Genomic DNA, 13,466 nt, shown 5'->3' with positions numbered 1-13,466 from the left:
TGTCACTCCCCTGTGCGAAGCCATTGCACCAGCGCCGGCCGGCCCGGCCGGCCCGGCGCTCCGTCGCGTCCGGCATGTCCTGTCAGTCCATCGGGAAGGCCGATCCCCCCGGCCCCGCCGGCTCCCCCCATGCCGCCGGCGCCGGGCGCGCCGTCCGCGACGTCGAGCTCGAAGGCGGACCCCGGCTGGCGGACATGCACGTCGAGCCGCAGCAGGCCGGCATCGCCGCCGGCCCCGCCGTCGCCGCCCTCGCCACCATGGCCGCCGTCGCCGCCCCGGCCCATCCGGTAGAGTGCTACGGCATGGCCGTAGGTCCCCGGCCCGCCATTGCCGCCGCCGCCGCCATTGCCGCCGCGGCCCGGCCGCACCAGCAGCCGGGACCGCCCGGTCACCGTGTGGACGGTGACCGCCATGTCCCGCAACGGCATGCCGTTCAGACCCGGCTCGCCGGCATGCCCGCCGCTGGCGCCGGGGTCGCCGTCGCGACCGTCGGCGCTGGTGAGCAGCAGCGTCGCCGGTTCGACGCTGTCCGCCGTTTCCGGCCGCGCGCCGACCAGCTGCCCGACCACCAGCCGGGCCGCTCCGCCCTGTACCGTCAGCCGCGCGCCCTCCATCAGGGTCAGCCGATGCACATACAGCTCCACCGGGTCGCCGAACGGCGTTTCCAGCGTCAGCTCGGCGCCGGGGCGCAGGACGATGCCGTCCAGCGCATAGCGCACCCAGGTGTGGCGGAAGGTCTGCGCCGGCTCGACGAAGGAGCGTTCGGGCACCCAGGAAATCCGGATGGCCGATCCGTGCCGGGCGCTGTCGAGCCAGCGCCGCCGGAAGCTCTCCGGGTCGATGCCGAGGAAGGACAGCTGGCGGTCCATGAAGGCGCGGGCGTCCGCCGGCATCTCCTCGTGGGCGATGGTCTGCGGCCCGGAATAGCGCGGCAAGGGCGGGTTGAAGGGATCGATCACCCGGTTCTTCGCCGGCCTGGGCCAGCTGGAGACCACGGCGGGCTTTTCGGGCACGGCGGCGGACGCCTCGGCCTTGTCGGGCAGGGTCTTGGTGGACATGGCAGCGCTCCGAACCGGCCGTCAGGACGAGGAGGGGACGAATTGCAGGGTCGACGGGGTACCGGGTTGCCCCGGCAGGCCCGGATTGCCCGAAATTCCCGATGTGCCGGGGGGTTGCCCGGCGCCGCCCGGCCCGCCTGCGCCACTCGCCCCGCCGGCTCCCCGCAGCCCGCCGAAGTCCTGGAACACGACGGTGGTTCCCGGATCCATGGTGTCGTACTTGATGACGATCGCCGTGCCGTTGCCACCGTTGCCGCCCTGACCGCCATTGCCGCCGCTGCCGCCCCTGCCGCCGGCGGCACCGGAGCCGCCGCTGCCGCCGGCACCTCCAGCCCCACCCTGGCCGCCGTCGCCGCCCTGGCCGCCGACAACGCGGACGATGAAAGTGCCGCTGATGGTGCCGACGGAGAAGGTAATGGGCGATGGCAGGATGCCGTTGGCCCCCCACCCCCCGTTTTGTCCCGTTCCGCCGGTGCCGCCCGGATAGCCGGGAGCACCGGGAGCCCCTGTCGCGCCCTGATATCCCGGGCTGCCGTTGGTCCCGTTGTTTCCCAGCACGGTGATGTTGGGGGTGGCGGCGGCGCTCGCCGCCATGGAGGTCATGGAGCCGACGGCAAGATGCGCCGGGCTTTCGACCGACAGGGTCGCCCCCGGCTCCAGCAGGATGGAGCGGGCGAGCAGGCGGAAGGCCGGGCTGTCGGGCGAGCCGACATGCAGGGCCTGACCGGCCCGGACCAGGATCGTGTTGGCGGCGAAAACCCGGCTTCCTCCGGCGAAGACCTGCGCCGGGGCGACCGTGCTGACCCTCGGGTCGGCGGACAGCACGATGCGGCCCTGATGATCCGCGGTATTGAGGACCGGACCGGCCAGATGCCCGGGATGGAGCCCGTGGAACTCCGCCATCCGGGACAGGAAGGGCGTCAGCTCGGGCCCGGCCGGCGCGACGATGCGCGGTGCTGCGGTGGCGGCGAGCAGGCCGAGCCGGCGCGCATTCGCCGGCAATGCGGCCACCTGTCCGGCGGAAGGCCGCACTGCGGCGAAGGATTGCGCGGTCGCCGATGCCTGGGGGTTCAGCAGCGAGGTGTAGAGGGCCAGCGCATGGCCGGTGGTGCTGTTGACCGGGCTCAGCATCCCGCCGGAAAGCCGCATGGTCGTCGGCAGCGGAGCCATCAGCGACAGTCCCGGATTGGCCGCGATCACGTCGTTCGGCCGCAGGAGCTGGTAGCTGACGCCGCCGAGCGCCGTCTGGTAGGCGCTCTGGAAGGCGTAGTCGCCGAAACGGACGGTGCCGAAACCGTAGACCGCGGCGGCGGTCGGGATGCCGCTTTGGGGAGCCAGAGCCTGATTGTAGGCGGCGAGCGCGGCCAGGGCGCCGCCGAAGTCATGGCCGGCGAACACCAGCGGCTTGCCCGACACGCCGGGAACTCCCGCCAGGGCGGCGAACAGTGCCGCCGCATAGCTTGGATAGAAGCTGTAAAGCCCCTGCAGGATGCGCCCGCCGGAGGTGAACCAGGGCAGCGGCAGCAGGGACCCGTTGCCCATGAAGGCCAGAAGCTCGATCCACGAGCAGGCGCCGCGCGATGCCACCACCGTGCGGTCTCCGGAGGTGTAGATCGACGCCCAGACCACGCCGTTGACCGCGACGTCGCCCGCCCGCGTGTAGCCCGACGGCAGCGGCTGCGACAGATCCGGATGCTGGAAGCGCCCATAGGTCGCCGTCGTCAGCAGAGCCAGCGTGTAGGCGAGGTCGCCGCTGTAGCCCGTGGGAACCGGCGTCACCGTTCCGCCCCCGGCCAGCTGCGGCTGCGGCGCGCCGTAGGCGGTCTGGTAGAAGGCCGGCGTGCGTTCCAGCCAGGGCACGTCGGCGGTGGGGACCGGCGCGGTCAGCGTCTGGACCGCTCCGCTGTAGGCGAAGCCGTCAGGAGCCCCGGCGATCGACGGATAGAAGTCGATGCCATCGAGGTTGCACAGGAAGACCGACCCCAGCGCCGCCGTCACCGCCGCCGCATAGGAGGCGTTGCCGTAGGCCGGGGTCGAGAAGGAGTAGCAGCCGGCCGCGCCGACCGGGCTGGTCATCGAGCCGCCGTTCCCGTCCGGGCCGGTCTGTCCGGGCCGCAGGTCGAGGGCGGCCAGCTGCGCCAGCGGCCCGGCCGGACCCATGCCGACCACCAGAAGCGATACGTTCGAGGCGTATCCGGGCACGAGCTTCAGCTTGGCGATTGCCGTCCAGATCTGCGTGTGGATCGCGTTGTAGGCCAGGTAATAGCCCTGGGCGATCAGGGAGTCGTTGCTGCCGACATTCAGATAGGGCGGCGGTGTGGTGGTGGTGGTGAGGAAGGACTGCTCGAAGAACGCGATGAAGGCGGGCCAGTCGACCGCGACCGCCAGCACCGCGACGGGCCCGTCGATGCCGGGCATCGTGCCGGTGGCAAGCAATCCCTGGCCGCCGCCCGAAGTGACGGAGCCATTGGCAAAGGTGGTCACGAGATTCAGGTTCGCCGGGAGATAGGCCTGGCTGAGGTCTCCGCCCGCAATGTCGACCAGATCGAGCAGGGCGTTGGCGGTGGTCGCAGAATACTGGCTGACGCTTCCCATGGCACCAGGGCTCCCGGCGTGAGGATGTTGGCGAAGGAATGGGGAAAGAAAGGCGGGGAAAACCGCCGGGAGGCGCCGGGACTGAGCGATTAGCCGAGCCCGGCGCCTCCCGTCCGTCGATCAGGCCGCCGATGCCGCGGTGGGATACCTGACGATGGTCTGGGTGCCGGACTGGCCCGGATTGCCGGGGGTTGCCGCACGGCCGGCGCCGGCGTTCGCACCGGACACGGCGTTGCCGCCGGCCTCGTTCGCGCCGCCGGCACCGCCGGCACCGCCGGCACCGCCCACGCCGGCAGAGCCTCCGGCCCCGCCGGTGCCGCCCGGCGTCAGCACCAGGATGTCGCCCGGATCGGTGTCCCAATAGACGGTCACCGATCCGCCATTGCCGCCATTGCCGCCGTTCGCACCGTCACCCCCGGTGCCGCCGTTCCCGCCGGCACCGCCCTGCGAGGTCGGGCATTGCGGATTCTTGCCGCTGCTGTCGGTGCAGACGGCCTGGTTCTTCCCGCCGTCGCCCCCGGTGCCCCCGGTGCCGCCGACACCGCCATCGCCGCCATTGCCGCCGTTGCCGCCCTGCGACAGGACGGTGAGCGAGCCGGACAGGCTGCCGTAATGGAGGATGAAGGGGGGCGGCGCCCCGCCCGAGGTGCCGGCGGTGCCGTTGCCGCCGGCCGCACCGCCGCCGCCGGCCGTGCCGTTGGTGGCGCAGGTGCAGGTGTAGGTGGTGCCGCAGCAGCCTTTTTTGGGAGTGGCGCTTCCGGGGCTCCCGGCCACGCCCGGAGTTCCCGTGCCGCCGGGCGTGCCGGCCGCGCCGTCGGTTCCGCTGGATCCGCTGATCAGGATCTGCGCGTTGATCGAGTTCGTCATGTCAGGTGTCCGTTCTCGACGATGTTCGTGGGATGGCGGTCAGCCGTTGTTGGGCCGCATGGTCATCGTCGGTCCCTGGCCGGCCGGCGTGTTCTTGCCGGTGGAACCGGGCGACCCCGGACTGCCGCCCGCACCGCCGGCATTGCCGCCTGCACCGCCGGCGCCAGCCTGGCCGAACGTCGTCGCGTCGAGGCTGTAGGTCGGCGAGCCGACGATCTCGTCGTACAGAACCAGGATGGCGGTGCCGATGGACGCGCCGTTGCCGCCCGCGCCGCCATTGGCGCCGTTGCCGGCGGTGCCGGTCTTGCCAGCCGGCATGCTGGACCCGTACTGGCTCTGGCAGCACCCGACCACGGTGATGCCGGCACCGCCGTTGCCGCCCGCGCCGCCATTGCCGCCATTGCCGCCGGCTCCGCCGTTGCCGCCGGTGACCAGGGCATTGAAGGCGCCGGAGACGGTCCCGACGAGGAAGGTCAGGCTCGCCGGGCAGCTGCCGTCACTGCCGGGCGAACCGGACGTCCCGTTGCCGCCGGTGCCGCCGTTTGTCGCGCTGGTCGGCGCCGTGGTGCAGGACGCGTTGTTCTTGCCGCCGCAGACGCCCGCGGTGGCATTGTTGCCCCAGTAACCCTGTCCGCCGGGGCTGCCGCCGGTGCCGGTCGTCCCATTGGTACCGGTGACGGTGATGTTGTAGATGACACCCATTGGGCAGCCCTCACAGCATATTGATCTGGGCGGCCTTGAAGGTCACCGGGATGAGGATCTGGATCTGTCCGCCCTGCTGCACGGTGACGGTGCCGAAGATGGCGACCGCGCCGAGGACGGGGTCCTGGGTGACGTACGGGCTGTTGGGGCCGATGACCAGCGGGTTGCCCGGCGTGACGGTGATGTCCTGGCCGGTGGTCAGCAGAACCTGGTTGGGGAAGCGCAGGGCGTTGATCACCGGCTCGAAGGCCTTGACCTTCTGGCTGTTGCCGTGGATGAAGGCCATCATCGCCTGGCCGATGGTCTTCTGGTCGGCGGGATGGATCAGGCTCTCCAGCGCGCAGTTGTCGTTGCGCGCCCGTTCGATCGCCTTGTCGAAATCGGTCTGCACCGGCTGGGTCGGGTAGCGGACGCTGCGGTCGGCATGCGGGTTCGCCGCGAAATGATCGTCGGAAATCCCGGCGATGTCCTTCAGATGCTGGACCGACTGCAGGGTGACCAGCTTGGAGCCCAGATTGTCCTCCGACGGGTCGGAGGAGATCACCATCGGGCCCTTGTGGGTCTCCGGACCGAAGGACCGGCCTTCGAGCTGATCGAGGGTCAGGTCGACGGGCTTCACCGCCTTGTTCAGAAATGCGACATGCTGCTCGCGGTACGAGGCAAAGCTCACGATTATTCTCCCATTCGTATATTGATGTTTGTCCGACACACGCCGATGCATTGCGGCTCGACAAGCTGCTGCCTGACGATCGGGTTCCGGCTTTCGTGGGAAAGTATTTGTTTTTATGTGCCGGCGAAGTGTGCAATTGATGCTCTTATTGTGTCAATAACAAACAAACATAATTTTTTCGATTATCAGAACTATGACAACAATTTGAAATCTAAAGTCCATTTGCATGCGAATGTACTGTTTAAAATCACACCAATGTGGGCAATTTTTTAAAATCAATGCCTGTGTATGATTATGAAATATCTCCACACCCCGTGGACATCGAAGCAAAACATATGTCTATATAGTGGAGATTAGCGCACAACCCGGCCGATCAGGAGGCCGCGAGGGCCGGTGTTCTGGCGGCCCGCCTCCCATCATCCTTGTTTCCAAGGGGACTCCAGTATGCTGACCCTGCAGAAGACCGATCCCAACGGGCTGATCCCGACCCTGCGGCGCTGGCGCCGCAACATGTCGCTCTACAAGTCCGGAGCGCTGCTCAACCCGCTGTTCGACCTGCACACCGGCGGTGAGTCCCGTCCGGTGTTCCACGACATCGACCGGGAAATGCCCGTTCTGCGCCGGATCGATGCGGCCTACGACACCATCCGCGGCGAATTCGATCAGGTGCTGGCCGCCTACGAGCGGCTGCCCTCCTACCACAGCATCGACACCGACGTGATCCACTCGTCGGGACGGCTGCAACGCGACCGGCGGTGGAGCGTGTTCATGCTGACCTGTTTCGGCCGTGTGCCGCAGGCTGCCCGGACGCTGGCGCCGCGCACGCTGGAGCTGGTCCGGGATATTCCCGGCGTCTATCAGGCGATGTTCTCGATTCTGGAGCCGGGCAAGAGCGTGCGCGCCCATGAAGGGCCGTCGCGCATGTATCTGCGCTATCACCTGGCATTGCGCGTGCCGACGGTCCGGCCGCCGCACATCCGGGTGAAGGACCGCATCCATGAATGGAAGGAGCGCGAAAGCGTGCTGTTCGACGATTCCTGGGATCACGAGGTGGTCAACGACAGCCCGGAACTGCGCGCGATCCTGATGATCGATGTCGCGCGCCCGATGCCGGCCCCCTTGCGGATGGTGGCCAAGGGCATGGCGACGATGGCCTCGCTGCATTATGCGCCCCGCATCGTCCGCACCATGGATGCGCTGGTGCCGCCGCCCAGCCGCTGAATAGGGACGGCCGCCACGGACAGGCTTGCGCCCGCATTTCGACCCGCATCCGAAAAAATGAGAATCCTTCGCATTTCATCCTGAGGCGCGAGGCCCGCCCGTTCGTCTGAGGGGAAAGGGCGAGGATGTCCCTTGCGGAGAGGATCGAGATGAGCGCTGGCAAGTCGCGCACGCGGCTGTGGTTCCTGTGGCATTCCTGGCTGGCGATGCCGATCTGGGCCTTCCTGTTTTTCATCTGCGTCACCGGCACCATCGCCGTGGTCAGCACCGAGATCACGTGGCTGGTCGATCCGTCGATGCGGGCGTCGGGCGGGGGGCAGCCGCTGCCGCCGGGCGCGCTGATCGCCGCGGCCGAAGCGGCGGCACCCGGCGGGCGGGTCGAGTCGCTGAGCTGGGGCGGCTCCCACATGGCGGTGGGCGCCGAGATGGCGCTGCCCGACGGCACCTTCACCACCGCCTGGGTCAACCCGGTGACCGGCGTGGTCCAGGGCCTGTCCCCCGGCACCTCGTTCCGCCAGTTCATCCGGGCGCTGCACGGCTGGCTGATGACCTACCCGACCGGCTGGTATCTGGTGACGGCTCTGGCCATCCCGCTGGCCGGCTCGCTCGTCACCGGGCTCGTGGTCTACAAACGCTTCTGGAAATCCTTCTACCAGCCGCGCATCCGCTGGAGGCAGGCACCCCGCGTGATGTGGGGCGACCTGCACCGCGTCGCCGGCACCTGGTCGATCTGGTTCATCGCCGTGATCTCCATCACCAGCCTGTGGTTCCTGATCTACATCGCCCTGTTCCATCTCGGCATCGGGCTGGGCGGCGGCAAGGCGCCGGTGATGGTCGCCCGCGACCAGATTCCCGTGTCGGCGGCCCGGCCGAAAACCGACGCCGACGCCGTCGTGGCCGCAGCCATGGCCGCCCTGCCCGACATGCGGCTGCGCTACCTGCGGCTGCCCGGCACCGCCTACGACACGGCGTCGGTGATCGGCTCCAGCGGGCAGGTGCCGCTGCTGCCGGACATCGTCCGCGTCAACCCCTACACCTCCGAAGTGATCGTTGTGGAGGGCGGGCTGGAGGGCGCCTCTGGCGTCGAACTGACCCGCACCATCATGCGGGCGCTCCACACCGGCGATTTCGGCGGCCTGCCGGTCAAGCTGATCTGGTTCGCCTTCGGCTCGCTGATGAGCCTGCTGGTGTTCAGCGGCATGCTGATCTGGACCAAGCGGACGGCGCGCGCCACCGCCGAGGCGGTGCGCGGGCTGAGGACGGCGAGGGCATCCTCCAATGCGTAAATTTTCAATGCCTGGATTTTGGCACCGCGGCAAATTCCATCTCAGCGCGCTGATGATGCTGGTGCCGCTTCCCTTCCTGCCGAACTATTTCAGCCCGAAGCCGATCTTCGCCCCGCCCGAGATCCGCCGGGACGTCAGCGCCGGCCCCTTCCCGATCACGCTCGTCACCTACGACGAGTCGCCGCATTGGGCCGGCAACGGCGAATGGATGAAGGAGTACCACGTCCATCTCCGCCCGGCCGACATCGACAAGGTGCGCGGCGTCTTCCTGCGCGTCGGCAAGCCGCGGAACCTGCGCGCCGCGGGTGCGCTGGGATTCGGCAACCCATACGAGCGTGAGGCCGAGGTGGCGGTGCCGGCCGAGCCGGCCGGAACCGAGGAGCTGTGGGTGACGGTCGAGGACTGGAGCGGACGAATCCATCAGACCTCGACCCCGCTGGCCGGTTTTCTGGGAGGAAAGCGATGACTGCCCGTATTCATGTCCTGGCGGTCGCCGCCGCCCTGTCGGCCCTGTGCGCCGCCACCGCCGCCCACGCCCATTACCCGGTCTGCGAGTGCAGGATGGCGGACGGCCAGACGGTGGTCTGCACCGGCGGCTTCTCCGACGGCTCGAAGGCGCCCGGCGTGGTGCTGGACGTGATCGCCTACGACGAGCAGGTGCTGGTCAAGGGCAGGCTGGGCGAGGACTCCACCCTGTCCTTCCCGCGCCCGGCCCAGGATTTCTACGTGCTGTTCGATGCCGGCCCCGGCCACACGGTCGAGATCGAGCACAGCGCCATCAAATAGGGCTCTTCCCCCCATGCATCACCAGATCGTCCACCGCGCCGGTGCCGAGCGCGAGACCCTGTGGGTCCTGCTCGCCGCCGGTCTGATCCTCGCCACCGCCACGGCGGCGGTCGGACTGCGGCCGGCACCGGAAGCGGAGGCCGCCCTGGCCCCCCACCAGATCGATTCCCGCACCGCCCTGACTGCCGCCGAACAGGGGCTGCACGCCGACCTCAAAATGGCGGCCTACGAGATCGCCGCCGAGATCGCAGCCCTGCGCCCGGCCGACGGCACGTCCAACGGCCGGGCGCCCTCCCCGGCCGAGCTGGCGGCCCAGGCTTTGCCGCCCTTCGCCGCCGACGCCAGCGCCGCGGCGCGCGGCGGCCATGTCTGGACCCTGGCGGAAGCCGGCGGGACGGTCGCCTATGCCGGCCTGTCCGCCGATCCCGGAATAGCGGGGTCGCTGGTCCTGCTGCTGGACCGGCAAGACGACGGGCACGGGGACAGGCACGGGGACGGCCATGGCCCCGGGATCTGGCTGAAGCGCGCCGCCGAGGCGCCGCCCGCCCGCCTCGACGAGGCGTCGCTGGCCGCCGCCGGCTGGAAGCGGATCACCTCCACCTTCACCGCCGGTGTGACCCGATGAGCGCGACCCGATGAGTGCGATCCGATGAGCCTTTCCCTTAACCGCCGCCGCTTCCTCGCCGCCACCCTGGCGGCCGGTGTCCTTCGCGCCGGCGCTGCCGGCGCCGCCGACCGCAAGCGCTTCGGCATCACCCTGCACCCCTATTATTCCTATGTCGCCAACATCGTCGGCAACATGGCCGAGGTGGTGCCGATCATCCCCGCCGGCTTCAACCCGCATGCCTACGAGCCGCGGCCGGAGGACATCCAGCGCATCGGCAGCCTCGACGCCATCGTGCTGAACGGCATCGGCCACGACGATTTCGCCGGACGGATGATCGCCGCCTCGTCCAAGCCTGGCCTGCCGGTGGTCGAGGCCAACGCCGACGTGCCGCTGCTGCCCGCTGCCGGGTCAATGGCGCAGTCGGCGGCGCAGTCGGCGGCGCGGGCCTCGGGCAAGGTCGTCAACCCGCACAGCTTCCTGTCGATCACCGGCTCGGTTCTTCAGGTCGCCACCATCGCCCGCGAGCTGGGGCGGCTCGACCCGGCCAACGCCGGGGCCTACACCGCCAACGCCCGAACCTACTCCCGCCGGCTGCGCCAGTTGCGCGCCGACGCGCTGGGCAAGCTGGCCAGCGCCGGCGACACCCGCCTGCGGGTCGCCACCATCCACGGCGCCTACGACTATCTGCTGCGGGAGTTCGGGCTGGAGGTCTCCGCCGTCGTCGAGCCGGCTCACGGCATCGAGCCCAGCCCGGCCCAGCTTGCCGAGACCATCGCGACGATGCGCAGGCTCGACGTGCAGGTGATCTTCTCGGAGCTGAACTTCCCCAGCGCCTATGTCGAGACGATCCGCCGCGAGACCGGCATCCGGCTCTACTGCTTCTCCCACATCTCGCATGGCGACTACGCCGCCGACCAGTTCGAGCGCGAGATGACCCGCAACATGGACACGCTGGTCCAGGCGATGCTGGAGACCGGCCAATGAGCGGCATGGGACCGAGCGGCAGGAGAGCGAACGGCCCCGCCATCCTGTTCGACCGCGTCGACCTGACGCTCGGCCGCACCGCCATCCTCGAACAGGTCTCGCTCGCCGTGGCTCCCGGCGCCGTCCATGCGGTGGTCGGCCCCAACGGCGGCGGCAAGTCATCGCTGATCCGCGCCCTGCTGGGACAGGCGCCCCACCGCGGCACCATCCGGCTCGACTGGCCGGGGGATGGCGGAAGGGAGGGTCCCGGCACCATCGCCTACGTGCCGCAGGCGGTCGAGTTCGACCGCGGCCTGCCGCTGACGGTGGAGGATTTTCTGGCCGTGCTGTGCCAGCGCCGCCCCGCCTTCCTCGGACCGGACCGCCGGCTCGGCTACGGCGAGGCGCTGGCCCGCGTCGGCATGGCCGGCAAGGGCCGCCGCCGCTTCGGCGCCCTGTCGGGCGGCGAGCGCCAGCGTGTGCTGCTCGCCCAGGCACTGATCCCGGCGCCCGACCTGATCGTCCTCGACGAGCCGATGACCGCGCTCGACGAGGCCGGCGTCGCCATCTTCGAAACCCTGCTGGCCGAGCTGACCGCTGCCGGCACCACCATCCTGTGGGTCGAGCACGACCTCGCCCAGGTGCGGCGGCTGGCGACGCGGGTGTCGGGGCTGAACCGGCGCTTGCTGTTCGACGGCCCGCCGCCGGAGATGCTGTCGCCCGAACGGGTGCTCGGCCTGTTCTCCGCCGCCCCCCGCACCATGGCCGGGGCATTGGCGTCATGAGCTTCGAAACCCTGCGCGCCCTGATCCAGGGCTGGGCCGCGGCCGGGTGGCTGCCCGCCGGGCTGACCCACGGCTTTCTGGTCAACGCGCTGCTCTCCGGTCTGGTCATCGGCCCGGTGCTGGGCGGGCTCGGCACGCTGGTGGTGACCAAGCGGCTGGCCTTCTTCTCCGAAGCGGTCGGCCACGCCGCCTTGACCGGGGTCGCCATCGGCATTCTGGCGGGGGAGCCCTACACCGGCCCCTATGCCAGCCTGTTCGGCTACTGCCTGCTGTTCGCGCTGCTGGTCAACTACACGCGCAACCGCAGCAACCTGACCTCCGACACGCTGATCGGCGTCTTCCTGTCGGTGTCGCTGGCGCTCGGCGCCAGCCTGCTGCTGGTCCTGGCAAGCCGGGTCAACATCCACATCCTGGAAAACGTGCTGTTCGGCTCGGTGCTGACGGTGGACGACCGCGACCTGACGGTGCTGCTGGCGGTGGCCGCCGGGGTCACCCTGCCGATGCTGGCGCTGTTCAACCGTCTGCTGCTGGCCAGCTTCAACCCGGCGCTGGCGCGGGTGCGCGGCGTGCCGGTGAAGCGGCTCGACTATCTGTTCATCATGCTGGTGACGGTGGTCACCGTCGCCTCGGTCAAGATCATCGGCGCCATCCTGGTCGGCGCCCTGCTGGTGATCCCGGCCGCCGCCGCCCGCGTCGTCGCCACGTCGCTGCGCGGCTTCTTCCTGCTGTCGGTCGCCTTCGCCAGCATCGCGGCGGTGGCCGGCATCCTGCTGCCGGTGCAGCTCGCCCTGCCGGTGCCGTCGGGCGGCGCCATCATCCTGGCGGCCGGGCTGCTGTTCCTCGGCGCGCTGCTGGCGCGTCTGGTCATGAGAGGGGACGAGGGATGAAACGTGTCACGCTCGCAGCACTCCTGCTGCTGGCGACGGCCCCGGTCGCGCAGACCGCCGGCGCCGAAACCGTGCTGGCCGGGCATCCGGTCACCGCCGGGCTGGCCCAGGCGCTGACCCGCGGCACGGCGGTGGAGGTCGAGGCGGCGGTGCCGCCCGCCATCCCGATGGGCCGCCAGCAGTCCTTCCTCAGCGGGCGCGGCGAGGCCAGGTTCGCCGAGGCGGCGCGCAAGGCCGACGCGGTGCTGACCCTGCGTTCGGTCTGGGCGGAGGATCCGCTCTATCCGCTGGCGCGGCGCGCCAACATCCGGCTGGTCGAGATCGACGCCGCCCGGCCGCTGGACGGCGCCCTGCCCGGCATCGCGCTGCGCGACGGCGCCGCCTTCCCCTGGCTGGGCGTCGCCAATGCCGGGCGGATGGCCGACATCCTGGCCGCCGACCTGCGACGCCTCTACCCGGCCTCGGCCGCCGCCATCGACGCCAACCTCGCCACGGTGAAGCGCAACCTGCTGGCGCTGTCCTCGCAGACGGCGCAGAGCTTCGCAGCACTGCCCGACCCGTCGGTGGCGGCGCTGTCCGACCGCTTCGCCATGCTCGCCGCCGATTTCGGCCTCGACCTGCGCAAGGTCTGGACCCGCGACGACCGCGACTGGACGCCGGAGCGTCTGGCCGAACTGACCGCCTTCCTCAGGGCCGAGCGCATCCCGGCGGTGCTCCACCACCGCCGGCCGGCCCCGGAGATCGCCCAGACCGTCGCCGACGGCGGCGCCCGCCTGATCGTTCTGGACAGCCTGGAAAGCGGTCCCCCCGCCGCCATCGAGACCGCCCTGGCGAAGATCGCCGAACAGCTGGAGGCGGGGCTGCGCTGAGCCCCGCCCCCTCACTGCCCCGTCTCTTATAAACATCTGACGCTGCCGACGAAAAGAGAGGGGGGGATGCTCGGGGGTGGCGGGGTCATTGAAAAAAAAAATACAAGAATATGGATGCACGCGGTGATAGGAGAGCGCAGAAGACAGGTAGACAGTTAGGCGAGTAGAAA

14 protein-coding genes are annotated in these 13,466 nt (G+C 69.9%); 9 read left to right on the top strand and 5 right to left on the bottom strand.

What is annotated here, in order from left to right; genetic code table 11:
- Positions 1–2: 2 nt before the first annotated feature.
- The 5 genes from GBZ48_RS25720 to GBZ48_RS25700 form a co-directional block, all read right to left on the bottom strand.
- Positions 3–1,058, bottom strand: a complete 1,056-nt coding sequence (locus tag GBZ48_RS25720) for a hypothetical protein (protein WP_174473621.1) — start codon at positions 1,056–1,058, stop codon at positions 3–5.
- A gap of 21 nt (positions 1,059–1,079) precedes the next feature.
- Entirely contained in the window at positions 1,080–3,653 is a 2,574-nt protein-coding gene (locus GBZ48_RS25715) for a lipase family protein (RefSeq protein ID WP_174473620.1), read from the bottom strand.
- A gap of 120 nt (positions 3,654–3,773) precedes the next feature.
- Complete coding sequence (locus tag GBZ48_RS25710; RefSeq protein ID WP_174473619.1) at positions 3,774–4,520, bottom strand: PE-PGRS family protein; 747 nt, start codon at positions 4,518–4,520, stop codon at positions 3,774–3,776.
- Between the two features lie 39 nt (positions 4,521–4,559).
- Entirely contained in the window at positions 4,560–5,222 is a 663-nt protein-coding gene (locus GBZ48_RS25705; protein ID WP_174473618.1) for a hypothetical protein, read from the bottom strand.
- A gap of 10 nt (positions 5,223–5,232) precedes the next feature.
- Positions 5,233–5,892, bottom strand: a complete 660-nt coding sequence (locus GBZ48_RS25700) for a hypothetical protein (protein ID WP_174473617.1) — start codon at positions 5,890–5,892, stop codon at positions 5,233–5,235.
- Positions 5,893–6,336: 444 nt separating this feature from the next.
- On the opposite strand from GBZ48_RS25700, the gene GBZ48_RS25695 reads away from it, so the two are divergent.
- The 9 genes from GBZ48_RS25695 to GBZ48_RS25655 all read left to right on the top strand — a co-directional run bounded on the left by GBZ48_RS25695 (position 6,337) and on the right by GBZ48_RS25655 (position 13,296).
- A complete protein-coding gene (locus GBZ48_RS25695) occupies positions 6,337–7,113 on the top strand; it encodes an aspartyl/asparaginyl beta-hydroxylase domain-containing protein (protein ID WP_174473616.1) in 777 nt (258 codons plus the stop codon).
- Between the two features lie 149 nt (positions 7,114–7,262).
- The gene (locus GBZ48_RS25690) at positions 7,263–8,399 is read left to right on the top strand and encodes a PepSY-associated TM helix domain-containing protein (protein ID WP_174473615.1); all 1,137 of its coding nucleotides are present in this window, start codon (positions 7,263–7,265) and stop codon (positions 8,397–8,399) included.
- A 7-nt stretch (positions 8,400–8,406) separates the two neighbouring features.
- Positions 8,407–8,865, top strand: coding sequence for a hypothetical protein (locus tag GBZ48_RS25685; RefSeq protein ID WP_174473614.1), 459 nt, complete (start codon positions 8,407–8,409; stop codon positions 8,863–8,865).
- Positions 8,862–9,185 (top strand): hypothetical protein, encoded by a 324-nt coding sequence (locus GBZ48_RS25680; protein WP_174473613.1) that lies wholly within the window; start codon positions 8,862–8,864, stop codon positions 9,183–9,185. Before GBZ48_RS25685 ends, GBZ48_RS25680 begins: the two co-directional genes overlap by 4 nt.
- A 13-nt stretch (positions 9,186–9,198) precedes the next feature.
- Positions 9,199–9,810 carry a DUF6162 family protein gene (locus GBZ48_RS25675; protein ID WP_174473612.1) on the top strand — a complete coding sequence of 204 codons (612 nt, stop codon included), beginning with the start codon at positions 9,199–9,201 and terminating at the stop codon, positions 9,808–9,810.
- Between the two features lie 24 nt (positions 9,811–9,834).
- Positions 9,835–10,776, top strand: a complete 942-nt coding sequence (locus GBZ48_RS25670) for a metal ABC transporter solute-binding protein, Zn/Mn family (protein ID WP_174473611.1) — start codon at positions 9,835–9,837, stop codon at positions 10,774–10,776.
- Entirely contained in the window at positions 10,773–11,540 is a 768-nt protein-coding gene (locus GBZ48_RS25665; RefSeq protein WP_246307450.1) for a metal ABC transporter ATP-binding protein, read from the top strand. Before GBZ48_RS25670 ends, GBZ48_RS25665 begins: the two co-directional genes overlap by 4 nt.
- Positions 11,537–12,427 carry a metal ABC transporter permease gene (locus GBZ48_RS25660; RefSeq protein ID WP_174473610.1) on the top strand — a complete coding sequence of 297 codons (891 nt, stop codon included), beginning with the start codon at positions 11,537–11,539 and terminating at the stop codon, positions 12,425–12,427. The genes GBZ48_RS25665 and GBZ48_RS25660 overlap by 4 nt, the downstream gene beginning before the upstream one ends.
- On the top strand, positions 12,424–13,296 hold the full coding sequence (locus GBZ48_RS25655; protein ID WP_174473609.1) for a metal ABC transporter substrate-binding protein: 873 nt from the start codon (positions 12,424–12,426) through the stop codon (positions 13,294–13,296). The genes GBZ48_RS25660 and GBZ48_RS25655 overlap by 4 nt, the downstream gene beginning before the upstream one ends.
- Positions 13,297–13,466 lie beyond the last annotated feature (170 nt).

The organism is Azospirillum melinis (assembly GCF_013340935.1).
GTDB classification, from domain to species: Bacteria; Pseudomonadota; Alphaproteobacteria; order Azospirillales; family Azospirillaceae; genus Azospirillum; species Azospirillum melinis.
The sequence above is the reverse complement of the archived record's forward strand: the minus strand, read 5'-3'. Positions and strand labels throughout refer to the sequence as shown.

Bases quoted from the DNA above. Each gene is read 5' to 3' on its own strand.
- GBZ48_RS25720 (WP_174473621.1), bottom strand. From the start codon at position 1,058: ATGTCCACCAAGACCCTGCCCGACAAGGCCGAGGCGTCCGCCGCCGTG.
- GBZ48_RS25715 (WP_174473620.1), bottom strand. From the start codon at position 3,653: ATGGGAAGCGTCAGCCAGTATTCTGCGACCACCGCCAACGCCCTGCTC.
- GBZ48_RS25710 (WP_174473619.1), bottom strand. From the start codon at position 4,520: ATGACGAACTCGATCAACGCGCAGATCCTGATCAGCGGATCCAGCGGA.
- GBZ48_RS25705 (WP_174473618.1), bottom strand. From the start codon at position 5,222: ATGGGTGTCATCTACAACATCACCGTCACCGGTACCAATGGGACGACC.
- GBZ48_RS25695 (WP_174473616.1), top strand. From the start codon at position 6,337: ATGCTGACCCTGCAGAAGACCGATCCCAACGGGCTGATCCCGACCCTG.
- GBZ48_RS25690 (WP_174473615.1), top strand. From the start codon at position 7,263: ATGAGCGCTGGCAAGTCGCGCACGCGGCTGTGGTTCCTGTGGCATTCC.
- GBZ48_RS25685 (WP_174473614.1), top strand. From the start codon at position 8,407: ATGCCTGGATTTTGGCACCGCGGCAAATTCCATCTCAGCGCGCTGATG.
- GBZ48_RS25680 (WP_174473613.1), top strand. From the start codon at position 8,862: ATGACTGCCCGTATTCATGTCCTGGCGGTCGCCGCCGCCCTGTCGGCC.
- GBZ48_RS25675 (WP_174473612.1), top strand. From the start codon at position 9,199: ATGCATCACCAGATCGTCCACCGCGCCGGTGCCGAGCGCGAGACCCTG.
- GBZ48_RS25670 (WP_174473611.1), top strand. From the start codon at position 9,835: ATGAGCCTTTCCCTTAACCGCCGCCGCTTCCTCGCCGCCACCCTGGCG.
- GBZ48_RS25665 (WP_246307450.1), top strand. From the start codon at position 10,773: ATGAGCGGCATGGGACCGAGCGGCAGGAGAGCGAACGGCCCCGCCATC.
- GBZ48_RS25660 (WP_174473610.1), top strand. From the start codon at position 11,537: ATGAGCTTCGAAACCCTGCGCGCCCTGATCCAGGGCTGGGCCGCGGCC.
- GBZ48_RS25655 (WP_174473609.1), top strand. From the start codon at position 12,424: ATGAAACGTGTCACGCTCGCAGCACTCCTGCTGCTGGCGACGGCCCCG.